At 57.3% G+C, this 24215-nt stretch carries 14 protein-coding genes; 4 read left to right on the top strand and 10 right to left on the bottom strand.

The window, feature by feature from the left end:
* The first annotated feature begins 11 nt into the window (after window positions 1-11).
* Both NB063_RS27220 and NB063_RS27215 read left to right on the top strand, forming a co-directional pair.
* Window positions 12-1178, top strand: a complete 1167-nt coding sequence (locus NB063_RS27220) for a hypothetical protein (protein WP_250932213.1) — start codon at window positions 12-14, stop codon at window positions 1176-1178.
* Window positions 1175-1675, top strand: coding sequence for a hypothetical protein (locus tag NB063_RS27215; protein WP_250932212.1), 501 nt, complete (start codon window positions 1175-1177; stop codon window positions 1673-1675). The genes NB063_RS27220 and NB063_RS27215 overlap by 4 nt, the downstream gene beginning before the upstream one ends.
* Window positions 1676-1695: 20 nt before the next feature.
* Here the strand turns inward: NB063_RS27215 and NB063_RS27210 are convergent, their stop codons facing one another.
* Entirely contained in the window at window positions 1696-2409 is a 714-nt protein-coding gene (locus tag NB063_RS27210; protein ID WP_250932211.1) for an ABC transporter permease, read from the bottom strand.
* Window positions 2410-2903: 494 nt separating this feature from the next.
* On the opposite strand from NB063_RS27210, the gene NB063_RS27205 reads away from it, so the two are divergent.
* A complete protein-coding gene (locus tag NB063_RS27205; protein ID WP_250932210.1) occupies window positions 2904-6074 on the top strand; it encodes an anaerobic glycerol-3-phosphate dehydrogenase subunit C in 3171 nt (1056 codons plus the stop codon).
* A 75-nt stretch (window positions 6075-6149) separates the two neighbouring features.
* On the opposite strand, the gene csrA is transcribed toward NB063_RS27205, so the two are convergent.
* From csrA to NB063_RS27170, 7 genes are all read right to left on the bottom strand, one after another.
* Window positions 6150-6374 (bottom strand): carbon storage regulator CsrA, encoded by a 225-nt coding sequence (csrA, locus tag NB063_RS27200; RefSeq protein ID WP_250932209.1) that lies wholly within the window; start codon window positions 6372-6374, stop codon window positions 6150-6152.
* A 492-nt stretch (window positions 6375-6866) separates the two neighbouring features.
* On the bottom strand, window positions 6867-7331 hold the full coding sequence (fliW, locus tag NB063_RS27195) for a flagellar assembly protein FliW (RefSeq protein WP_250932208.1): 465 nt from the start codon (window positions 7329-7331) through the stop codon (window positions 6867-6869).
* Window positions 7332-7464: 133 nt separating this feature from the next.
* Window positions 7465-9420, bottom strand: coding sequence for a flagellin N-terminal helical domain-containing protein (locus NB063_RS27190; protein WP_250932207.1), 1956 nt, complete (start codon window positions 9418-9420; stop codon window positions 7465-7467).
* A 217-nt stretch (window positions 9421-9637) separates the two neighbouring features.
* The gene (hrpB, locus tag NB063_RS27185) at window positions 9638-12175 is read right to left on the bottom strand and encodes an ATP-dependent helicase HrpB (protein ID WP_250932206.1); all 2538 of its coding nucleotides are present in this window, start codon (window positions 12173-12175) and stop codon (window positions 9638-9640) included.
* Window positions 12176-12253: 78 nt separating this feature from the next.
* A complete protein-coding gene (locus tag NB063_RS27180) occupies window positions 12254-14266 on the bottom strand; it encodes a hypothetical protein (protein ID WP_250932205.1) in 2013 nt (670 codons plus the stop codon).
* A gap of 87 nt (window positions 14267-14353) precedes the next feature.
* A complete protein-coding gene (locus NB063_RS27175; RefSeq protein WP_250932204.1) occupies window positions 14354-16273 on the bottom strand; it encodes a hypothetical protein in 1920 nt (639 codons plus the stop codon).
* 80 nt (window positions 16274-16353) lie between these two features.
* Complete coding sequence (locus NB063_RS27170) at window positions 16354-20382, bottom strand: serine/threonine protein kinase (protein WP_250932203.1); 4029 nt, start codon at window positions 20380-20382, stop codon at window positions 16354-16356.
* 243 nt (window positions 20383-20625) lie between these two features.
* Between NB063_RS27170 and NB063_RS27165 the strand changes: the two genes are divergently transcribed.
* Window positions 20626-21696, top strand: a complete 1071-nt coding sequence (locus NB063_RS27165; protein ID WP_250932202.1) for a hypothetical protein — start codon at window positions 20626-20628, stop codon at window positions 21694-21696.
* On the opposite strand, the gene NB063_RS27160 is transcribed toward NB063_RS27165, so the two are convergent.
* Entirely contained in the window at window positions 21683-22897 is a 1215-nt protein-coding gene (locus NB063_RS27160) for a chorismate synthase (RefSeq protein ID WP_250932201.1), read from the bottom strand. The two genes, NB063_RS27165 and NB063_RS27160, sit on opposite strands and share 14 nt — an antisense overlap.
* Window positions 22885-24156, bottom strand: coding sequence for an LL-diaminopimelate aminotransferase (locus NB063_RS27155; RefSeq protein WP_250932274.1), 1272 nt, complete (start codon window positions 24154-24156; stop codon window positions 22885-22887). The genes NB063_RS27160 and NB063_RS27155 overlap by 13 nt, the downstream gene beginning before the upstream one ends.
* Window positions 24157-24215: the final 59 nt, after the last annotated feature.

Genomic DNA, 24215 nt, shown 5'->3' with positions numbered 1-24215 from the left:
GCTTTTCCTCCGTGCGACGGTCTCGATCAGTCTGGCAGTGGCGTCCCTGGAGCAAGAAGCTCGGGCGTCGGCTGCGTACGGGGCCGTTTCGTGGAGTTTTGGGTGAACTGGCGTTCTACCTTGGGTTGATTTTTGCCGGCGTGTTTATTCTCACGCTGGTGTTGGTAGCCCACTGGATGGTCCCTCGGATCGGGATCGACCTGCCCGAGGAAGCCCGTGTGGTGCTGGATTCCGATCTGGCACGTGGTGGCGGGCATCATTGGGGGCGATGGATCGTCGCGATCATTTCGGTGGCGGCGATCGGCTCGGGAGCTTTCGGTTTGGGGTACCGACTGATGCACCTGGGATTTAGCCAAGAGCGGATTTCGGCTCAAAAAGGCCGGCTTTCCCGCTGGAATGCCCCCGCGCCGCCTGGTAAATCCGATGGCGACGCCGGGGAGATGAGTCAGGAGGAGGAGAGCAAACCGAGTGGCGAGTATCCCAGTTTGCCTGCGGTGCCTCAGGGTTTGGCCCTCGACGAGAGCCTGGGTGAACGCTTGCAGTACCGGCTCGCCTCGGTGTCAACGGGCCGCCGGGCCGTGCTAGGGTCCGCGTCGTTGGCGTTGTTGTGGAATTCGGTTTGCGTCGTGTTGTTGGCCGTTGCGATCTCGGGATGGTGGTATGGTCGCCCACGGCCCGTGTTAGCGATGCTGCTTGTACCCTTCACGGGGGTTGCCGTTTGGGCGTTAAAGTCGTTTCTCCGCCAGGTCCGTCAGATCGCGGGGGTCGGCCCGACGGTGGTGGAGATTAGTGAGCATCCGCTCGAACCAGGCGGCAAATATGAGCTATTTATATTGCAGATGGGGCGAATGCGATTGCGGACTTTGCGGGTTAATCTGGTTTGCGAAGAGGAGTCGTTTTTCCGGCAGGGAACGGACGTGAGATCCGATCAATACGTCGCCCTTTCCAAAGAATTGCTTGTTGAAGGGCCCGTTCGTGTTGACCCACAGACCCCTTGGGAGCAACAATTGGAGTTCGAGCTGCCCACCAATGTGATGCATTCCTTTTGTGCAACGAACAATTCGGTGAGGTGGCGATTGATTGTTTCAGGAGAAGCCCGCCCTTGGCCATCGTTCTGCCGAAGTTTCCCGCTCGTCGTCCATCCGCCGCTAATGGTTCCGCCAAACAGCCCGCGGTGAATGTATCGTTGTGTCGTGACGACGCCACGTACACGGCAGGAGGATATTTGCGAGCGAGTTGGCGGGTGAGTCGGGTGAGTATCGAAGAACTCAGCAGCGTCGAGGTCTCGGTGCTGTGGTATACCGAAGGCAAAGGCGACGAAGACCTCAGCGTGCATTACTTCCGTCGATATGATGGTCCTGAATTGCGGCAACTGGGGATGGTCGATAGCCTGCCGATCGAGTGTCGATTGCCGCCTTCGCCATTGAGCTATCGTGGTCATCTGTTGAAGATTCAATGGGGCATTCGGGTCCGCGTCTTTGTTGAAGAGGGGCGCGAGGCGGTTGCCGAGCATCCTTTTTATCTCGTCGCACGCAAGCCCGATCCGGACGCACTCACTGAAACGAGTCGGATGGACCTCCCATGTCTCGATCAACCGATTAAGACACCGTTGCACCGGAGATTGCCGGCGGTGCTGCGTCGTTGGCGAGCACGCCGTCGAGAGTCTGCTTCGTAGAGCCGATCAACTCGACCGGGTTAGTTTTTCGTCGGTTCGCTGGCTAGCAGTTTGGCGCGTCGTTCGATTCGCTGAAGCCGCATGAAGATCAGCAGTGACAAACCTGCTGAGGAAAAGATCAGGCACATGATCATGATCTGATAGCGGGCGGCGATTAGAGGCGAGACACCCGCGAGGACTTGTCCGGTCATCATGCCTGGAATCGAAACCACGCCGACGGCGTACAGGCTGTTGGTGATCGGGATCAGTGCGACCCGGACGGCGTGATCCGGGTCACTGTCGGTATCGCCGTCGAGGCGTTCGATTGCCAAAGAGAGGGCATTCATGCAATTCGAAAATGTCATCCCTGCCAGCGGGATCAGAATTTGTGGGCTGTACCACGGATCCACATTCAACACGCCGAAAATGACCGTGGCCAGTGAGATGCCTCCGCCGAGCGCGACCGATGTGAGTACTTGGGCGTAACGGCGGAGCGGACGTTTGTTGGACGTGCGGATCGCGATCGCCGAGGCGGCCAACATCATCACGCTCAGCGTCGCGAGGCTGACCCATGCTTGATCCGATTTGAAGAGAAACACGAGGATGTAGCCGACCAGCGATAGCTGGATCAGCATCCGGGCGAGTCCTTGCACGGATGTCCGAACGGAGTGGCCGTCGTAGACCAGCCAAATCAGCAGTCCGAGCACGGGGGCCAAGGCGATCGCCAGACGCGGCAAGGAAATAGGGTCAGCCATTGAATCAGCTACCGAGAAGGGATTTTCGTAACAGCTCGCATCGCGTCGATGGGATCGTAGGCACGGTCGACAGGGTAAAGGTAATTCCGAATTACTTCGAGCCACGGTGGGCCCGGTCAGCATCCGAGATCGAAGTGGCCACTGGGCCAAGCTGATCAAACGCGGCGATCAAGTTGGACGGTCCGTTCGTAAGGACGGGATCGGTACAAGGAGCGACCGGCATTCCGCTGGTGGAGGGGAGCTTTAGGGAGCGTTCTCCAGTAATCGACCGCCGATTTGGGATCGCGCTACGTTGGGTCAACGATAGCTCTGGGGCGGGCCGGTGTCCATGTCGGTGAGGCAACCTCCCGCGTGGCGGCGAATCTCGGCTCGCGGTGACGCTACAATACGATTGCCGAAGGGGAAGAAGCCTGTTCGAACACGCCCCCTTAAGTGAATGCGGCAAGAGGCAGACTCCTTGACGAACCAGACCTGTTTAAGCCGTAATGAACGCAATGCGCACTGATCCCCATCGCCAACGATTGCATGATGACCTCCGCGGCTTAGTCGACGGAGAAGTGTTGTGCGATGAAGTTTCGTTACAGCTTTATGCGTCCGATGCGAGCGTTTATCAAATCCGACCGCTTGCGGTGGTGAGGCCTCGATCGGCAGCGGATATCTCCGCCACCGTGACTTATGCGGGTGACCATGGATTGGCGATTCATCCCCGGGGCAGCGGCAGTGGTGTCGCCGGGGAGTCGCTCGGTCCGGGAATCATTTTGGACATGTCCTGTCATCTACGTCGGGTGACGTTGCATGAGGACGGCGGGACCGTGACCGCGCAAAGCGGCGCGACGCTCGCGAGCGTCAATCGGTTACTCGCCCACTCGGGCCGGTGGTATGGGCCGGATCCGGCGACGCGGGCGATCACAACCATGGGGGGAGTGATTGCCTCAAACGCGTCGGGCAGCCATTACTTACGGAGTGGTTCTGCTCGCGACACGCTGGAATCGGTGCGGGTGATCAATGCCAGCGGCGAGCTCGTCGAGTTCTCGCAGCATCCTCCCGAAGAGTACATGATGTCTCCGTCGGACGTTGGTGATCAGCCCGGAGTTGCGTATCGCAATCGTGTCGCACGAGGGCTGCGTGAGATCCGCAATCAGTTCGCGATCCCGCTGCAATCTCACGCATTTCGCTCTCCCGCGAGCAATGGCTACCGCCTCGATGATTTCATCGATTCGTCGGACGTGGTCGATCTGGCTAAGTTTTATGCCGGGACGCAAGGCACGTTGGCGGTGATGGTCGACGCAACGTTTCGAACGGAATTGATCCCGGCGCATCGCGGTGTGGTGTTGTTGTTTTTTCGACGACTCGATTCGGCGATGCGGGCTGCCGTCACGGCGCTGGACCATGGTCCGATTGCCTGCGACGTGATGGACCGCCGGTTGTTGCAGATCGCTCGCGAAGGCGAAAAGCGATTTGCCGATCTCGTCCCGCGAGAAGCGGAGGCGGGGATGTTGGTCGAGATCCAGGGTGAATCTCTCGGCGACCTTTATCATCGTTTGGGGATTCTGCGCCAGACGTTAGCCACGGGCCCCGATGCGGCGTTTTCATCCCAGGACACGGTGCAGAATCAGTTGCGAGATTTGTTTTGGGTGTTGTTTCGCCGCGTGATCCAGCGTCAGTATCGCGTGCCCGGGCGAGCAATGCCGCTCCCGTTTGTCGAGGACATCTATTCGCCTCCTGAAACGTTGCCGCAAATGTTGGTGGCGGTGCAGGATGTGCTCAAACGATTTCAAACGACGGCGACGGTGTTTGCGCATGCAGGGCACGGTCAATTGCACGTGCGTCCTGTGTTGGATCTCGCCAACGAAGAGGATCGCCGCCGGGTACGACCACTCAGCGAAGCGATCGCGGAAGTCGTGTGGCGTCAGGGCGGACAAATCGGTGTTGAGCACGCGGCCGGATTGAGCCGTTCGTTTTTGATGCCTACCCAGTTCGGTGATTTGTGGCCCGCGATGGGACAGGTCAAACGCTTGTTCGATCCGCAGCATCGGTTTAATGCGGGCAAGTTGTTCGGCGCCGTATTGCAGAAACCTGATGAGAACCTACGACCGCTCAACCACACGATCGAAATCGTGGAAGCGGGACGGAGCGTGTTGCCACTGCGACGTGGGGAAGATCCAACGGTTTCGCTTGGAACCGTTGGTCATGCGGCGGAACCGGTAAAACGAACGTCGCCAGAATCCACTTCCGTGATCAGTGGCGACGATTCCAAAACTGCTCAAGAATCGGAAAGACGCCTCGCTGAATCAGCTGCGTCGAAACTCGTAGCATCGTTATTGCCGCACGAACCGCCTCCCCAGTTGGAAGTGTTGCAGCAATGGCCAGGAAGTTCCCCGATCACCACGACGACTCGACAATGCAACGGCTGTGGTCGTTGTCGCTCGCACAGTGATGATGAACGGCAGTGCCCGATGTTTCGGATCTCGGCAATGGAGGAGGCATCCCCTCGCGCTAAAGCTAACCTGCTTCGCGGTGTGCTCAGCGGTGAGTTGAACGTAAACGAATTGACCGGAGAGCGGGCCAAAGCGGTTGCCGATTTGTGTTTCAACTGTCACTCCTGTCGCGTCGAGTGTCCCGCTTCGGTTGACATTCCAAAAGTCGTCGGTGAGATCAAGGCTCAATACGTTGCCACCAACGGGATGCCGTTGTCGGATTGGTTGGTCGGACGACTGGACGTGGTTGCGGCGATCGGATCGCGGGTCGCTTGGCTTGCAAACTTTTTGCTCCGCCGCCGGTCGATGCGTTGGTTGGGCGAGAACCTGTTTGGGTTATCGGCCGCTCGAGACATTCCGTCATTGACCAACGAAACGTTTGTGCGATACGCGACCCGTCGGCGGTGGCACAAGTCATCCCCGCATGGTGGATTGAAGGTTGTGTATTTCGTCGACCACTATGCGAACTATCACGATCCAGAGATCGGTCGCGCGCTGGCAGAAATTTTGCAGCACAATCGGATCGGTTTCTATGTGCCGGTCGGGCAAGGCCTCAGCGGCATGGGGCGGATCACGTCGGGCGATTTGAAAGGTGCCCGGCGGGTGGCCAGACGAAATGTGCGGATCCTGGCTGACGCGGTTCGTCAGGGGTACACCGTTTTGGCGTCGGAACCAGCGGCGGCGTTATGCCTCAAGCACGAATATCCGAATTTGCTCGATAGCGAAGATGCCCACCTCGTGGCACGACATTCCCACGAGGCGTGTGAGTACCTTTGGTCGCTCCATGAGGAGGACCGACTTGAACTCGAGTTTCAACGAATCGATCACCGCGTGATCTATCATCAACCGTGCCATAGCCGGGTGCTCGATCGTGAGTCTTCGGCGGCGAGATTGATGCGTTTGATCCCTGGCCTTGAGGTTGAGACGATCCACAAGGGGTGCAGCGGGATGGCCGGCACGTGGGGACTTCAACGCAAGAACTATCGCAATAGTTTAAGGATCGGCTGGCCGATGATCTCCGCCGTTCGCAGAGCCGGTGACGCGGCGCCAGCGACCGAGTGCAGCGCCTGCAAACTGCAGATGGAACACGGTGGAAATTACTCCGCCGTCCATCCGCTAAAATTGCTTGCACATGCGTATGGCCGAATGCCACGTCCGGTTCTGCGCGGTGAATCGCCCACGAATTAGTCGTCCCGCATCATGCGGGCGAAACCGACCGGCTGGTCGTACTAAATGTGGGCACCGGTCACAGCGCAGAGGCCGTTATGACTGCGGAGGTCGGACGTCTTTGGTCGCACCTGCACCGGTCTGTGATGCACGACGGTTTTCGCGTTGAATCGCATCGTACACCTCTTGTCGGTGCACCGGAATGGATTGCGGTGCCTCGATGCCAAGGCGAACTTTGTCGCCGCGAATGTCGACAATCGTCACAACCACGTCGTCACCAATCATGATGCTTTCGTCGCGGTGTCGGGAAAGGACGAGCATAATGTCCTCGGTTTGATATTTCAGGGGGGAAGATCAGTGGGACCAAATTGGTTGGAATCGTGATGCGTTCGGTTCGGCAATCCTTGCCGTGATCTGCATTCCATCGCAACAATCGAACGAGGTCTGTAAAGTGGAATCAACACCATGTTGACTCCGCCTCGCTAAAAGAGTGATCGTCGCGATGACGTCGTTTTGTCCACGATCCGCTTAGAAGGTCCACACTTACCGGTCGTGCGGGTTCGCACTATTAGCGACCAGATTGTGAAATGGTCATGAAGGTTGTGCGGATGTTCAGCTTTTTCCAGATTCAACGCAAACAGCCGATGGACGCGAGCCCTCGCTTAGGAACGGAATCGCTATGCGTTCCGGAACCTTGAGGGCGCGTGTCCATCGGCTGATGTCGCGTTGGATAATGTGTTCGCTCGCTTATTGGCGAGGCTTGTGGCCTGGGCAGATACGCCCATGGGCAGTTTGCGAGGGTTCGTGCTCGTGTTAGGCGGCCCGGACTTGCGATACCGGAAGCGGCTGCGCCGTTGAACGGGCAATCGTCGGCAATGGCTGACGAAGCGGTCGGTCGTCGTTGGTGATCACTTGGCAGCCCAGACGGCGATCCAAGTTGATCAGCAGCGGTGCACGCAAATTCGTGGTCAGCTTGCCGACGTGTCCAGCAACGGTGGTCATGATGTAGACTTCCGCGCCGCTGGTGAGGTGCAGTCCGGCCAAGTCCCGGCGTCCGATGTGAACGCGATAATCTGGGAAAAACGCACGCGGGCTGACCACGGCCATGGCTCGATCGCCGCGAGCGGCGGATTGCAACCACGCGACCGAATCGTTATCCGGATCGGGGAGCAACGCCCATTGGTGCAAGTTTTCCATCCCGACAAGACCCTGCGGGAATAGGAACAACTGATCGGCGTTGAGTTCGAGGGTGCCGAAGCGATGGGTATCGATCCGCATGGCTGAGTTCCGGTAGGGCAAGGTACATGCACGAGGTGAAAGTAGCGTTATGTCTCTCATCGGCTGAACCGCCGATGGGGGATAACCGATTCCAGCAAATAAATCGAAAAAACCGTCACAACCGGCGCGGCGCTTAGAGATAGTTCAAGACGGTCAGGCTGGACGTTTGTCCGATAAACCGCATCGACGCTTCAAGCGACGCCTGCCGAGCCCCGAGGTCGCTGATCACGGTCGCCAAATCGGCATCGAGTTCATTGGATAATTGAGATTGCAACAGAACGTTCTCGTCTTCGATCGCAGACCGCATCTCATTCAAGCTCTGAGTCCAAACGCCCACCCGGCCGCGTGTCCGGCTACTGGTATCGAGGTCGGTGTCGAGTTGAGTCTGAAGTCGGCCGATTTCGGCGATGTCACCGTCTCGTACCGCTCGTTCCAAACGCAACAACGTGTCGATCGCACCTCCGGCTTCGCGAGGGCGATAATCCTCGCCCGTCAATCGCGATACTCCTACGTTGAGTTGAGCGACCGCTTCGCTTTCGCCTGGTTTGATCCATCCCAAATAGGTGCCCGCGTCACTCAAACCGGGCTGCGTCACTGTGATCGGTTGGGTACCGGTCGGAGCGGTAAGTTGCAGGCCGTTTCCGACGGTATTGAGGGCAATTCGAACGCGGCGGGTGTCTTGGTTGTCGGGATGGTTGGCCACGAGGTTCATGACGTCTTGGATCGTCGCTGCACCTTCGAGTTCGAATTCGAGATCGATCCCGTCGGGACGTGTGATCACCAGATCAGGCCCGTTCGGATTCAATGACAAACCCAGTCCGCCGGCGAGGTCGCTGAGCAACGTATCCGCATCGGCGGTTCGGATCCCGAGTTCCGATGCCGCAATGCCGCCATTTTCGCCCACGCTATAATCGACGCCGGAGTACAACGCGCGGAGTTCGATTCGTCCGTTGACTTCGTCGAGTTCCGCCCGCACGCCCGCGTCGCTGCGGTTGATCGAAATCAATACGTCGCCGATCGTTTCGGCGTCGTCGAAATCGATCGTAAAACTCTGCTCTCCACGCTGGATGACGAGTCCGGAACTGAGGTCCAACCCCGCACCGCTGGCCAGATCACTGATGTTGGTCGACGCCGTCACGCGCGGAGACAATCGATCTCCCACCAGCGGCGGTGCACGGTATCCCAGCGGGTTGGCGATATCCAAATCCTGGGCCAACGAACTGCCTTCGGCATCGATTACCGCGAGCGTCCCGGGGAGTGCATCGGCATACTGAATGGAGATCGAATCGGTTCCCAAACTGACGCCAAGTGCACGACCGCCGAGTTCCACGGTTCGTAGGACATCGACGACGTCACCAATGGTTGCCGCGTTTCGCAAATCGAGCTCAACGTGGTTATCACCATCGGACAACGTGATCACGCCGGGTTCCACTCCGAGTCCCTGACGCAAGTCGACCAAGCGAGTGTCTTCGTTGATCCCGGCATCGAGTGAATGACCGGTTTGAAATGTTCCTCCGACCCCAATTGCGGTTGCTCCGGTGACGGTGAACGAGGATCCCGTACCGCTGCCAAGTTTGGTTTGACCGACTGCTTCGGTTCCGTTAAACCGCACGGTGTCATTTTCGAACTCCAACGCGGCTTGGTTTTCGAGCACGCCACCGAGCAATTGGTGGTCATTGAACATCCCGTTGCCTGCCGAAACGATCGACTCCATCGATTGTCGAATCGTCATGGCGAGCGCCTCGCGTTGGTCCTCCGACAAGATACTTTGGGCCCCCTCAACGGCAGCGCCGCGGGCTTCGATCAACGCGTTATCGACCCGATTAAGTACGACGTCGGTGGATTGGTAGAACGCTTCGGTCGCGTTGGCGTTTCGAACCAGCTGCTCGCTGTACGAAATTCCACGCTGATATCCGATTGCGCGGCTCGCCGCTGCGGGATCATCGCTCATCCGCAGCACCCGCCGACCGGTACTGAGTTGGTCGTATTGCCGCTGAATGGCGAGCTGATCGTTGTTGAGCTGATACAACAGACGTTGGTTGTTCAGCGGTGTGCTGACGCGGTTCGTCGAGACGGGTAACAGAGCCATCTAAGTTGCGATTCCATCGTCGTTAAAAAGGGGCCGAAACTCCTCCGAAACCATCAGAGCACGTCCGAAACGAACTGTCCGAGGACTGGGGCACCCATTCCCTGCATTCGGAACAAATCCTAATACAGCACGGTGTCATCATTTCTTTCGGCATAGTTGTGAGTCGAACTCAAGCTGAAATGCTCGAGGGTTTCCCGACGAGCCCGCCTGGATGCTGCTAGACTCGCGGTTTCAGCCCGTTGTGCGTCGCTTTGGCGGTCATGGGATCTTCGGGCCAATGGTGTTTCGGGTAACGGCGGCGGAGTTCCTTGCGGATTTCTTGGTAGGTATTTCTCCAAAAACTCTCAAGATCCTCGGTGATTTGTTGAGGACGTCGGTTTGGACCGAGAAGATGCATCTGCACGCTGACCTTGCCTCCGAGGATCCGCGGGGTGCGCGGCCATCCAAAGCATTCTTGGATTTTTGCTTCGATCCAAGGCGGACGATCGACGCTGTAACCGACTTGCACTCGGTTGCCGCTTGGCAAAGTCAGGTGCGTCGGTGCTTCGTTTTGAACCTTCTGCCAAAATTCATAGCCGATCAAACCGACGAGATGATCCTTCCAAGGGGCTCGCCGCAGTTCGGCAAATGAACGCCGGCCATGACAGAGTTCTTTGCAAACATCGCTCCACAAGTTATCGACGTTGCCCTGCGGGGATTCCTCGTTGGAATAGCAGTATTCGAGGACCAAGCGAATCCGATGAAGTGCGGCGTCGAAGTCGGTTTCTTTGCCGGGTGTGGCATCCGGCATCACACGTTCACGGCGAAGAACAGCGGCGCGGTATAGTCGCTCGGCCGTTGCTTCGTTTGCCTCGCACGCGACCGGCGTTTCGCTCAGGACGAGATCGATGTAGCGTCGTGTTGCGCGGCAGACGATGGTTTCCCGTTCAGGATCGAAATCGACGTCGACACCTTTGACGATTCCTGTCTCGGGTAACCAAGACTCGTCGATTTCCACCGCACCGCGGACACGGGATTCGGTTGCACTACCATCAACGTCATAACAGAGCAAGAACTTCGAGGTGCGATCGATATCCGCGAGCTTGGATAATCCGAACACGCCCCGACGCCCGACCATCACGCCGCGATCCTCGTCGCCGGGCCGTCGCATGACCACGCGATCTGGATACGCAGCCAGGATCGCCTGGGCAACTGCCTCGCCGTCCGAAACGGGACGCGGATTCGATGAATCATCCGCTTCAATCGAACTACGAAGTGACGGATGTTCGAGCGACCGTTTCACTTGTCGAACGATGCTCTGAAAACTTCGCCCGGTCGAACGCGGATGTTTGTCGATCCATCGGATCTTCTCCGCCAGCGACGTGTCCGACCAACCTTGTATTTCGTTTTCGAGTGGATCCCGTTCGCTGAGCAACGCCGCGCCCGCAGCCGCCTTCGCGGTTCCGATCGACTGCGCCACCGCGACCGCGAACCGGGCGATTCGAGGATGCAGCGGCAATCGAGACAATGTGCGACCCAAGGGCGTGATCCGGCCGGAGTCATCGAGTGCACCGAGACCGACCAGCAATCGCGTGGCGGCTTCGATCGCATGTTCAGGGGGCGGCGTCAGCCATGGGAATTGCCCATCGACCTGTTCTCCAAGATTCGCTAGTGCCAATACGGAGGCTGACAAATCTCCGCGTGAAATTTCGGGGGCATCGAAGGCGTCTCGCGTGCGATGTGCTGCCACCGACCACATCCGATAACACACGCCCGGAGCGGTCCGTCCGGCGCGACCGGCACGTTGGTCCGCCGACGCGATCGAGATCGGTTCGGTTTGCAAACGGGTGAGCCCGAGTCGCGAATCGAGCATCGGGATTTTGGCGAGCCCCGAATCGACGACCGTCGTCACACCCTCAACTGTTACGGATGTTTCGGCGATGTTCGTTGACAGAATGATCTTTCGCGGTCCCGTGGGATCATTCGCAATGGCCGCGTCTTGCTGCATCGGTGTCAAGGAACCATGCAGGGGAACGATCGAAAACGTGTTTTCAAGATTAAGACCGCGAAGAACATTTCCCACGCGGTGGATGTCGGCGAGTCCCGGAAGAAAGACCAGGACATGGCCGACGGTTTGACGAGCGGCCTCGACGATCAACGGCGTCAATGCATGTTCGAGACGCTCGCGTGAGTTCGTCTCGTGATGCGAAATTTCAACCGGATAGCTTCGTCCCGAACACTCCAGCGACCGTGCCGCGGGCCCGAGAAAGCTTGCGATGGGTTGAGGGTCGAGGGTGGCCGACATCACGATCATGCGAAGTTCATCGCGGAGTTGTGTTCGCAATCGCTGCGTCATGGCGAGTGCGAGGTCGAGTTCAAGACTGCGTTCGTGGAATTCATCGAGAATCACGCACGACGTCTTCTCAAGCAGCGGATCGAATTGCATCCGTTGTAAGAAGATGCCTGTTGTCATGAGCAGGACCCGAGTCGCTTCGGTTTCCTTACGATCCAGTCGAACGTGATAACCGATCGTTTGTCCGATCGGTTCACCGAGTTTCCGGGCGAGGAACTCGGCCACGCTCCGGGCGGCGAGACGGCGCGGTTGGACAACCCAGATTTGCCCGTCGTCGATACCCGACGCGCCGTGGAGTGCGAGCGGAACGCCGGTTGTCTTTCCGGCCCCTGGAGGGGCTTTGAGCACGACCGGATTTCCCGCCGCGATGGCCTCAATAAGCTGCGGCAGGATTTCGTCAATCGGTAGGGAGGGGCGTTTCATCTCAAGCGTGTTCCGCGATTCGAAATTCCGTTTTGTCGATCGCTCAACACGAGACTCGGCCGAGTCCCGCGGCGTCTGTTATCGATCGCCGCGTAATGTCAGCGTCATCCACCCATCTTTTACCTCAGCGGTATCGAAACTTAAATGACCGAGCCGATCGGCGGGAGGATCGAGGTCGAAGCCGTCGATGGTCTGCTCTTTGGGAACGTCCTTCTTGAGTCGCCGGGCGACGACATTCTTCAGCGTGTAAAAACGAACGCCGGCGCGTCTGTTTTCAGGTGGTGTGACTTTGGGGTCATCGAGCAATTCAAATTTCACGTTTCCAGCCTCAATTCGGACGTGGTAACGAAGCGTGAAGTCGACCGCGATCGGGCTGGCACGCCCCACCTGAAATCGGTCGCAGCGAACCACTAACTCCAGCGTGTCGTTCTCGAACCTCGCCTTGACCGGTAGGTCATCGGTTAGTTCGATCAAAATGTCGTCGGGGATCTCGTCGTCCTGCTCTTCCGAGATTGGGAGTCCGGCGGACTTAAACAGCGCCGAGAAATCGGAGATCGTTTCGCCAGCCAACATTCGCTGGGCGACCCGTTCGACGACAGATTCATGAAGCTGAATCGTCATGTCAGGATCGGCACGCGGTGAAAACGTTGGCAGATGCGGAATGATCGGCGGGGGTGACAATGGAGGGGCACCGAGTCCAAAACCGCCGTTGAGTGTCATGTCGATTTTCAGTTTCTCCGCACTTCCAACAAAATGAAAGTCGATCGGCCGGATGTCGGCACGATCCATGGCCGCGAGTACATCTGATTTAAAGTCCATCTCCGCCTCAAGGATTTCTTGGGCAACGTCTTCCATAAACGATTTGCTAAACCGTTCAACGGCTCCGATGTCGAGATTGCGTTGGGATTCGGGCTGCTTTTTCTCGATCACGTTGGTCGCGATCTTGCGAATCAAACGGCTGCCGACGCCGTTGCGCCGCGTGGACACGTGACGCGTTCGCAGATGGGTCGAAGAGGAAGTCTGAATCGGCAGGACGGTGAACCCGTTGGTGCTCAACATGACCGGAGTTTGGGCTCGCATCAGGGTGTTCCCGATCAGACCGAACGAAACCGGACCTTCGGATCCATTCAAAGTCGATTCGATATTCCCATCGAACAGGATTTGGCATTGGGGAGGTTGGTTGTAGCTGATTCCGGTGAACACTGAATTCACGGGAGCCATGTAGGCGGTGCCGATCACCAACGCTCGTCCGGTGATTCGCCGACCGTCATCACATTCGTCGATGGGTTTGATTTCACGGATCGGACGCATAGTCACGTGACGCATCGCGGCGGCCGAAATGCTCAGCCTTAAGTTGGGACGCGACCAAGATGATTTCGCGTAAGGCGTCCAAGAAACGGCTTGCCCATATTGATCCATCCACGAGGCCAACGGCAATAACTCGCGATAAAAGGCTAGATCGTTTTGATGCGGGCTCGCCAATAGTTCGACGATGGCATCGCGGCGGCTGTTGAATGACTCCTCGAGGGTCGCATCCACCATCAGTTCGCTCGCCAACACGACGTCCTTGATCGATTCACGCAGCCGAGTGATCACGCCACGCTCAAGTCCTTCATGTTTCCCTATCAACCGAGCGGCGACGACGCGGATCTGTTGAATTTGTTCGAGATAGTCGGTTTCCGATTCACTCGGTTCGACATCTGGGGCATCAAAATCGATCGGCGCAAACGTGGGTGTTGGTAGTGTGGTCAGCAATTCACGAAGTTCACCCAATTGCAGGAACTGCTTCCATGCCTCGGCGTTGCTGCCTTCGCCGAGATACAGGACCAATTCGTTAAGTGCATCGAGTGCCTGGTGCCGGGCGGACTCGAATTCGGAAGACGTGGGACGGTCAAACGTGACGTTCGCAATGCTGGGATCGCTAAGCGTTTGTGCTTGGAGCTGATGTTCGGTGGCGAGCATCGCCAGGAGGCATGCTAGTCCGGTAATCGTCCATCGTCGTCGTTTCGATTCCCAGCACGCGGTTACCCGCCGCTTCTGGACATCGGCGATGTTTGTGGACAAGAACCGGTTGAAGGGATGCATTCTCATGGGGATCGTTCTGCGTTGGAATCACGTGTTCCGTCGCGCATCGGATGAGGCGAGACGGACGGGCCGGCAAAATGGGAATGTGGAGCGTTACTCGGAGTCTTCTTCGAACGCGACCGCAAAGATCTCCCAACCCGTGTCGGTGTTTCGACTGATGACGGCGAGGTTGTTGAGATAGTTGCGGACAAAATCGTAGGATGGCATGACGGAGAAATCGATCTCCTCGACCGGTTGATCCGGCGTTTTGCTTTTCTCTTGTGTGTCATCACGGAGGAAGATCGAACGTAGCATGGTTGCGTAGACGCTTTCGACCTTCTCCAACCCTTTCACGCCTTGGGATCGCAGAACCTCGTACGTGTTTCGTGCGTCGCGGTCCATCCGCGCGATCGAGACGCCGATGGAATCGGCGTGGCGTTCGTCAGCGATGACTTGTTCGAAGACGCGATAAACGGCGGTGTCGGTGAGTGGTGATTTCTTGCGTTGTAGAATCAGCTTTTGCAGCGTGGACGCGTGGGTGCAAAACCAAAGTCGACCATCGGCAACGATCAGTCCCGCTTTCGTGAACGGCGTCGTGTCTTCATCCACCACTAATTTGATTTGCCACATTTCGTATCGTTTGCCCGGCAAGCGAATACGTCGTGCTTCGGGGTCGCCGACGAACATGTTGTACATCATCGCGGCAACCGACTGCTCGTTTTTCGCGGGGTCTTGGATCTCGATCGATACGACCGTCGATTCGATGTTTTGCTTGGCGTCGTCGGTCGAATAGATGACGACTTCGGGGCCGATGACTGGAAATAACCCGTCGAGAAGATCGACTTTCAGTTCTGTCTTGAGGTCTTGCATTGTTCCGGCGAAGGCACCTGGAGCGTCCGTGACGTCATCGTAGACGTCCTCGACGTGCGAGATCATTTCGTCGAGGTTCCAACGGACAATCGTGGCAACGTTCGCCTCGTCGCTGACCCATGATGGCATGCCCAATGTGCCGGGATCGAATTGGAACATCTCTAGTGCGTTCTCGCGTGTCGGCGCATGAATCAGAGTACGTGACTCCAGGTTGCCGGTCGTTTGGTTGATCCAAGCTCGACCTGCTATCGACTGCAGCCCCGGAAAACCGTGACGCATTGGAAATGGAATTTGCGTTGTTGGTTCGGTGCTGGCGGCTTTCTTTTTGGATAGTTCCTCTTTAGCGTTTGCCGTCTTTTCACTGGCTACCGCAAACGCGATCGGATCGAGGTACCAGCGCAGTAGCGTGGGTGGCGAGTCTTGCAGTTCTAAAATGGTGCGATTGAATCCGGCCTTGTCCACCAGGCGATCGCTCGGTGAAGACTCGTTCGAATTGGCGGTGGATGAAGTTTCAGCGGAATGTTTCTGCCAGCGATCGATCAATTGCCTGGCAATGCCGACGTCTCCGCTGATCATCGCGTGGTTGCCGAGTGTGGCGAGGACCAACTGTTCGTCAATGTTCTTTAACGCCAACTGCACGGTGCCGGAGGTGGCGGGAGTTTCTTCTTTCGCGCCGCGTTCGTTCAAAAGTATGGCGGTGGCTTTGACAAAGGCCTCGGCGGTGGTGGCGTTTGGTGTTTGAACAAAACAGGTGATCGATAGTTCGCCCTCCTCCGTAGTCAGCCCGGCGATGATGAACTCACCGGCGATTTCTCGATCGATCTGCTCAAAGTCCAATCCATACGAATCGATCAAATAGCTTTTGCTGCGCCGGTCGGTTTGCTCGCGAAAGGGTTGCATCTCCTTGGTTGCCATCAACCGGATCATCGGCAACTTGTTGAGACTCGCCGCGGTCGACGCCCAGTCCGGTGTGTTGATCCAGAGCATCGTGTCGGCTGGCAAGATTGCTGTGATCGAATCGGCGAGACCGGCAGGTTCGGAGCCGATTGATCGCCCCACAGGCTCAGCGGAGATTGCTTGTTGACCGAAAACTCCTGCGATGCCGACACTAATCGCCAGGGTGACGACTAGCAAAAGAGCTGATGAGATTTGATGTCGAGGCATGATGTGGACTCAGCAGGGCGTATCAAGAAAAAGACGAGCGATCGGTTGCTGTTCAATATTCAAATTCTGAAGGCCGGTGCCTATGGGGAGTCGTCGAATGGCCCCAGGCGGTCGGCCGCAATTCTCCCATAGAGGGAGCGTAATTCCTCGGAATCGGGATGAACAAACTTTTTGACGATTGAGCGAGATTTTTGCAGGTCGCCGTTCTTGACGTGCTGCATCAGGCCAAAAATCAGAGCAAATCCCGACGAAAGATCGCGGTCATCGAGCTTTTGAGCCAGCCGTTCAAACGAAGTTTCATTCCAACTGCCCGTAAACGCCGCCAGGATAAACGCCATCTCGTTCCATCCGATCCGGTCTTCTTGAAACGCCGACATCAATTGTCCGCAGCGTTCAAACAGGACTTCGTCGAGTTCGGGATAGGTTTGCAGCGAGGATTCTCCGTCCAACGTTAAGTGCACGATCGCTTGATAGAGGATCAGTGTGACGCCGCTGGTATTGGTCTGCATCAGTGGGATTTGGTGCAGTAACGTGGCGTCACCGACGGCGCGTCCTCTCGGGCCGGAGAAGCATTTCTCCGCAACTGTTTCGATCCATTCATCGGGAACCTGTTCACTGTTGAAAACCATGTTGCGTACCGCCACATCGCTCAAACCCGAACCGGCAAACAACTCTTTGACGATCTGCTGCCATTCGATCACCGAGTACCCGTTCGTGCGGGCGGCGAGAATGGGTTCGGGCGTTTCGGTTTCCAGAACCATGATGGCTCCTTTGGCGCTGACGATTAACGCGGGATCACTCCGGAAGGGGCCCCAATTACGACGTCGGCCTTGCAGCCACACTTCTTCCGCGGCGTCGAGGTCTCCGCGACGTTCGTAAAGGATGCCGAGAATCCCACATGCTTCGCCGTAGTGTGTGGCGTGAATTCCCTGTGGAGGAGTTTCCGGATTCACACGCTGCAAAAAATACGTCAAGTCATCAATCGCTTCTTGATCGTTATTCTTATCTTCGGCATAGAGGAGTCGCGCGCGATCAATCAACAACGGCAAGCGGGCTGTCGGAATCCGTTCGCGTTGCTCACCGATCGCACGAACAAGCAACGCTTTGCCCTCGGCATAACTTCCGTCGAGGATGTGAAGCCAGATGCGATCGCGAATGATCGTGATCCAGTCGAGCGTATCGGATTCAGGATCAGCAGCCATCTCTTCGATGAGTCGTTCGAGGATCGGGGCCGCGGCCGCCCGGGCTTCCTCCGGTGGAAGTTTCCAGTCGTATCGCAACGCATCGGTTTTGCGCCAATATGCCAATCGACGCCATCGTGGGTTGTTGCTGAGCAACTCGATCGTGCCTTCGAGTTCCTCAAGATCGCCTTCGTTGCCAAACAGCACCCGGGTGCGTTTGCCGGGACGCAATAGCTCTTGGCTGAAGGATTGCCGTTCGACTTCGGGGATGAGTGACTGAACGTCCTCGAGGTCGTAGTTGACACGCAGTCGTGTCAGCACCCAATCCGCCATGGCCCGTTCGTCGGGTTGACGGAGGTAATACAGAAACAGTTTGACGCCGGCATACAGGTACCACTGACGCACGTTCTCCGATTCGACGCCTTCGGGGGCGAATTCCTTGATGACTTTTTTAAGAACGATCGGGTATTCATCAGGATCTAAAAATTCGAGCGTCAAAGCGGTCTTCGCGAGTGCTTCGACGTTACCCGGCAACTGTTCGTAGAATTGTCGCGCGGCGACAAAGTCGCCCTCGGCAAAGGCGCGGTCTCCCTGCTCGATCGGGTCGGCGACCTCGCGGGCGTGAGTGTCGACATCGCCTTGGCTGGCACTGTCGGAGACCAACCGGTCAACATTGGCCCGGTCACGCTGGGCTTCGACCACAATCTCCTGCACGCCCATGTCGGGTGGGCAGATCAAGCCGATTTGGCCGGGCTGATCAGGAGGAAGCGGAAACAAATCTTCGAACCGGATTTGTTCATCATCGATCTGGAAAGTCAGCAGCGTTCCACGTTCACGCCTCGCAGTCAACTTGGGTAATCGATCGCCTGACGCGTCGGCACGCACGGGCAGCGAGACGGGTTGGACACGCAGCACGTCTTCATTGCGGATGATAAATGCCGTCAAGCTATTGCGGCGATTCGCTTCCGCGATGCTGGGGCGGGCCTCGCTGTCATAGATCGGGTGATAACTCTGGTCGGCGAGTAGGAACTGATAACCTGACTTTTCTTCCGAAGTATCTGACGATTGCGAGAGGACGATGCCGACGCTGCGTGCTTGAGCGGTATCGCCAACGAATTGTGCGGATACCTGAACGTTACCGGGAGGTGTGTCGAGCAGCGGAATCGATTCGAGCGTCGACGTATTGCTGGTTCGCGTCGAGATGCCGTGTTGCACAACAAATTCCGATGCATCCAAGTCCGGTAACGGGACGGGATACCACTGGGCGATACGATCGCGCGCCAATTGATCGAGGCGATCGACTTCGTCTTGAAAACTGGATAGTTCAGGATAAGGAAACGTTTTGGCAAGCCGCTCGACTTCGCTGACCAAATAACCGTGCAGTTCGCGGTTCATCCGGCGCCGGCTGAGTTGTTCGATACCCGAGGTCCAGTTGCCTAACAGCGACAGCCGGCGATTGGTGTCTTCGAATTGGCGCGTCTCATAGCTGCGTAGTGTTTCGATCTGATCGATAATTTTGCGACTCGACTCAACCAAAGACTCCGGCGGTGTGACTCCGCGTGGTGAGAGATCCGGTTCTCGTTGTCGTTGTGTCTCGGCGTGAATCGCGCTATCGAATTGCTGTTCGAGTTGGCTGATTTGCAAGTAACGTCGGGTGCGGTCGAGTGTCGAACGCGTGACGGCGTAGAACGCGGTCGAAAGCAACGTCAACGTCAATAGCGAAATCCCGGCAGTGACTGTGATGCCGCGATGTTTCCGCATCCACCGACCCGCGCGATCGGGAAACGACTCGGGCACCACGCTGACTCGCTCGTCGGCCAGTTCGCTTTCGATGTCTTGAGCGAGCAGGCGTGCCGACGCGTATCGCTTGTTCGGATCGACCGCCATTGCCGTGCGACAGATCGCGTCGAGCGTTTTGCGAGTTGCCGGGCGAACTTCGATCGGCGGTGGGATTTCGCCACGGCGAATCCGACGGATCAATTGGGACAACGGCATCCGTCCCTGGTCGCCCAGCGGTGCGGTACCGGTCAAGATGTGGTACAGCGTCGTGCCGAGACAATAGATGTCGGTGTGCGGACCAATCTTTTCGATGTCGCCAGAGGCTTGTTCGGGGGCCATGTATTGAGGCGTGCCGACGGCGCGGCCGGCGCGTGTTTTGCCTTGGCCGTGGACGTGGTCCGAATCCGCACCGCCGTCCACCCAGTCCGCCTTGTCGCTCTCGGTTGATGTGTCGCCTTTGACTTCCGCTGCGCCGATCTGCTTTGCCAAACCCCAGTCGACGACGAGTGTTTCGGCGTACTCGCCGAGCATCACGTTGGCGGGTTTCAAGTCACGATGGATGTAGCCGCGCGAGTGCGCATAGTCGATCGTGTTGCACACGCTGACGAAACGATTCAGAAGATCACGGAGTCGCCGGTCGAAAATGGTCGCGTTGGGCGAACGATGCAGCTCTTTGATGGCATCGTCCATCGCGGTGCCGGAAATGAACCGCATCGCATAGTAGGGACGTCCGTCATCATGTCGCCCCAACGCGTAGACAGGCACGATACCGGGATGTTCCAGACGCCCGGTCACTTCGGCTTCGAAGACAAACCGTGCTTGGCTCTCGGGGAGATCAGCGTATCGGTCTTGAATTTCCTTGACGGCCACCTGCCGTTTCAGTTCGGTGTCTTGGGCAAGAGATACTTGGCCCAGACCACCCTTGGCATGAGGTCGCAGGACCCGGAATCGCATCCGCGTTCTTGCGGTGGAACCAGCAGAGTCTGGGCCCGCCTGCGTACCCAGCTCATCCACGTCTCCGTGCGTGACCAAGGATTGCTCGATACGAGTGGAAAACTCGGAATGCTGAGCCGGATCGTCATCCGGTGCGTTGTGGTCATCAGGAATCCGCGTTGAAAACGGGTCGGCCTCGGATTCGTCAAGATTCATGAGTCATCGGGCGGTCAGCGGAGTAGGATTCTAAATAATACGCATTCCAAATTTTCGGTCCCCGCTCCGTGCTTGTCAAACGTCCGCTGGAACATCGAAAATCACATGTTAACTCATCTGGGGATGATTCCGGTCGTCATTGTCGCGAATGCACATGCCGATTGAGTTAAAGGTAATACTGAGAGTGTGAGATTCACTCACCAGCTTGATTTCCCGCCAATCCAGCCTCGATAACGTTCCAAGATGAATTCTTCTCAATCCGAACATCTCTCTTCGCAGCCTGATGCCATCGAACTGAGTGTCTATACGGGAGGGCGACGTCGTTTTTGTGTGAAGATCGACCGGACGGTGGACGTGGGACGACAACGCAGCGCCGAGTCGCCGCCGTTTCACTATGAGAATCATGGTCCAGACGCTCGGTTAATCGTCGCCGACCGTCTCGAAACCCAAATCTCGCGGTCGCATGTCGAGATCTCGCCTCAGGCCGACGGTGAGATCATGCTGCGCAACACAACTCGAAATTGTCGGATCACGATCGATCCGGGGCGCGAGTTGATGCCGGGGAAGACCTGTTACGTTCGCGGACACGTTCGCCTGCACCTGCATAACCTGACGCTCGTGATCCAGCCGCAGAAGGTGAGCGAACGGATGATTTCGTTGGGAACGCCAAGTCCTCTGACTCGAGCCAATTTGCAGCGACCGGCATCAGGTAGTGGTGACGGGCGGACGTCACTGGTGGCGACACTCGGATCGAGTTTTGATGCCGAGCAAGGCGATCAGTTAATGGTTTGGCTGAGGACAATCGCAACACTTTTCTACTCAGCGTCCACCAACGCTCATTTCTTGGAAGACGCGTTGTACGCGATCGATTCGGTCATCGGACTTGAGCAGGCGATGGTGTGGCATCGTCAAGACGGCACGTGGCACATTCGCAGTTGGCTATCCGATGGCGAGATTCAATCGCAACTGACGGACGCTGCCGGCCAATTCGGCATCGCTCCAGCCAAGGTGCTCGAACGGATCACCGAGTGGAAACAAACCGTGCTTTACCACTCCGAAACAGACACCGAGGAAGAGATCGGAATCGACGAGGCCGGTGATTCACAATATGCCATCGTGGCGTCGCCAATCATGGATACGCAGGACCGCGTTGTCGGTGCCCTGATGGGGCTCCGACGTAGTCGGAATCAGCACGGTGAACGACACGAACTGATCTCAAAACTCGAAGCCAGTTTGATCGAGTTGATCGCTAGCGGAGTCCGGTTCGATCTGATCGCGGCCGAGGACGCACCCGACAGGCCTAAAACAGATTGATGGGGTCGCCGACGTGTGCAGACGCTTGGTAGGCGAGCAATGCGTTGAGCAATTCGATTGCCATTCGTGATTCGAGCGTTACGCCGGCGCGGACACCGACGCAAGGGTCGTGTCGACCTTTAGCGAGTTCAAAATCGATGTCCCGGAGGTTTTTGGTCACCGACTTTTGCGGCAGGTTGATCGTGGAGGTGGGCTTGAAACCGACGCGAGCGACCAACGGATTCCCCGTCGTAATTCCTCCGATTAATCCGCCATGTGTGTTGGACTGATAACCGTCGTGTCGGATCGGATCGTTGTTGCTGCTGCCGGTGCGTTCGATCACGTCCGCACCTGCGCCGATCTCGCAAGACTGGACCGCGTTGAGTCCACCGAGCGCGCCCATCAAACGTACCTTTAAGCTTTGGTACAACGGGTTGCCCAGCAATGGTGGCACGCCGACGGCGACGACTTCGACGGCGGCACCGAGTGAGTCTCCTCGGCGACGCGTCTCTTTGATCAATTCGCCCGCTGCGGTGGCAAACTCGGTATCGATCGATGGGATCTCCGCATCGTCGAGGTCGCTTTGGATCTCGCCTGCGTTGTCCAATGTGAGTTTGTCAGCCAGATTCGCCGACGCTTTTAACGTTCCGACTTGGCAGATCGACGATAGGATGCGGACACCGAACAGTTGTTCCAGGATGATCCGTGCCACGCTGCCGCCGATGACATCACTGATCGTGCTGCGATAACTCGACCGACCGCCACCGCGGATATCCACAAACCCTTTGGATTGGTGGAATTTTACGAGGTCCGTATGGCCGGGCCTGACCTCTCCATCGGGGCCAGTGAATTGGGTGTAGTCACCCGACTTTTTACTGGTCGACAACACGATCGCGGCGACCGGTTCACCGGTGGTGAAGCCGTCTTCGTAGCCATCGGTGTCGAACGACGCTCCGTCGACCTCAACGGATAGTTTGGATCCGCCGAGCAGGATGTCGATATCGTCGCGGTACAAACCGGACAAGAACACAACCTTGTCCTTTTCGTTTCGCGGGGTTCCGTGTTTGTTTCCGCCGGGACGACGGCGATCCAAATAGGGTTGCACGTCGGCGCGACGAATGCGGTGTCCCGGTGGGCAGCCATGAATGATCGTGGTGACGGCCGGACCGTGTGATTCACCAGCGCCGGCGACGGCGTAATAAGGGCCGCCTAGGATTTCCATTGCAACCCGGCTCCGGCGAGACGTGCAGCCGTTTCCGCCATCAAGGCATCTTCGGCGGCTTCGTCGTCGGCGATGTACGTGACGCTGAATCGCAGGAACGCCCCCGCGTCATCCCATGGCACGGTGACGATTCCGAATTGTTCGATCAGGAACCGAGTGGCATCTTCCGCGGCGGCAAAGGTTTCACCGGACGTGGAACTGGTAGGTGCCTTGGTGTAAAGGAAATACGTACCGCCCGGCATCTCGGCTTCGAAACCGGCATCTTTGAGGACCTTGACAAGTTTTTCCATCCGACGGCGATACTTGGCCCGAATCCGTTCCGGAATCGAATCGTTATCGAGCGCCGCGGCGGCGGCTTTTTGTGTGGCAATGAATTGACCGCTGTCACTATTATCTTTGACGTCCGCAAATGCTTGCACGATCAGAGGATGCCCGGCGACGAATCCCATTCGCCATCCGATCATGTCGTATCCTTTGCTCATCGAGTGCACTTCGACTCCGACATCGAACGCGCCCGGAGTTTCCAGAAAACTTTTGGGCTTGCCGTCGAACGTCAACATCACGTGCGCGGCATCGTTGACGACAACGAATTCTTTTTCCTTGGCGAGTGCAACGACCTTTTCGAAAAACTCGGTCGGGGCGGTGCCACCGGTTGGCGAGTTGGGATAGTTGAGCACCATTAACTTGGTGCGACGATAGATGTCGTCTGGGATCGCATCGAGGTCCGGCAGAAAATTGTTTTCGGCGAGCAATGGCAGCTTGTAGACTTCGCCGCCGTAGTATCGCGTGTGGGTTCCCGCGACGGGGTAACCGGGCACGGTCATCATCGTGATGTCGCCGGGATTGATGAAGCATGCGGGTAACATCGCGTAGGCGGGCTTGCTGCCGATGCAGTGATTGATTTGCGTGGCCGGATCGAGTTCGACGCCAAAGTTGCGTTTCATGAACCGCGCGGCGGCTTCCTTGTACTCGGCGACACCGTTGTCGGCGTAGCCGCGATTTTCAACGCGGTTGATCTCACGCTGCATCGTTTCGCGGATGCTCTCGTCGGCCATCGAGTCGTTTTCGCCGATACCGAAATCGAGCAATTGCCGTTCAGGATGGTCGGCAAGTGCTTTTCGCTTGGCACGTTTGATCTTCTCGAACTTGTAGATCTCGGTTCCCTTGCCGTAATTCGCTCCGCCGATGCGCTCGGCGAAAAGCGACTGAAAATACGGGTCTTTGGCTTCGGTTTGGGATTCGGCAGGCGCGGTCGACATGAGCGGATGGGGGCGGCGGAGTTGGGAAACGTGTGAAAACGAAGGCGGCGGGAAATCAA

This window comes from Aporhodopirellula aestuarii (assembly GCF_023701485.1).
Classification (GTDB): Bacteria; Planctomycetota; Planctomycetia; order Pirellulales; family Pirellulaceae; genus Rhodopirellula; species Rhodopirellula aestuarii.
This window is presented reverse-complemented; position numbering and strand designations above follow the sequence as displayed.

Bases quoted from the DNA above. Each gene is read 5' to 3' on its own strand.
- NB063_RS27165 (WP_250932202.1), top strand. From the start codon at position 20,626: ATGAATTCTTCTCAATCCGAACATCTCTCTTCGCAGCCTGATGCCATC.
- NB063_RS27160 (WP_250932201.1), bottom strand. From the start codon at position 22,897: ATGGAAATCCTAGGCGGCCCTTATTACGCCGTCGCCGGCGCTGGTGAA.
- fliW (WP_250932208.1), bottom strand. From the start codon at position 7,331: ATGCGGATCGATACCCATCGCTTCGGCACCCTCGAACTCAACGCCGAT.
- NB063_RS27170 (WP_250932203.1), bottom strand. From the start codon at position 20,382: ATGAATCTTGACGAATCCGAGGCCGACCCGTTTTCAACGCGGATTCCT.
- NB063_RS27190 (WP_250932207.1), bottom strand. From the start codon at position 9,420: ATGGCTCTGTTACCCGTCTCGACGAACCGCGTCAGCACACCGCTGAAC.
- csrA (WP_250932209.1), bottom strand. From the start codon at position 6,374: ATGCTCGTCCTTTCCCGACACCGCGACGAAAGCATCATGATTGGTGAC.
- NB063_RS27155 (WP_250932274.1), bottom strand. From the start codon at position 24,156: ATGTCGACCGCGCCTGCCGAATCCCAAACCGAAGCCAAAGACCCGTAT.
- NB063_RS27175 (WP_250932204.1), bottom strand. From the start codon at position 16,273: ATGCCTCGACATCAAATCTCATCAGCTCTTTTGCTAGTCGTCACCCTG.
- NB063_RS27180 (WP_250932205.1), bottom strand. From the start codon at position 14,266: ATGAGAATGCATCCCTTCAACCGGTTCTTGTCCACAAACATCGCCGAT.
- NB063_RS27210 (WP_250932211.1), bottom strand. From the start codon at position 2,409: ATGGCTGACCCTATTTCCTTGCCGCGTCTGGCGATCGCCTTGGCCCCC.
- hrpB (WP_250932206.1), bottom strand. From the start codon at position 12,175: ATGAAACGCCCCTCCCTACCGATTGACGAAATCCTGCCGCAGCTTATT.
- NB063_RS27205 (WP_250932210.1), top strand. From the start codon at position 2,904: ATGCGCACTGATCCCCATCGCCAACGATTGCATGATGACCTCCGCGGC.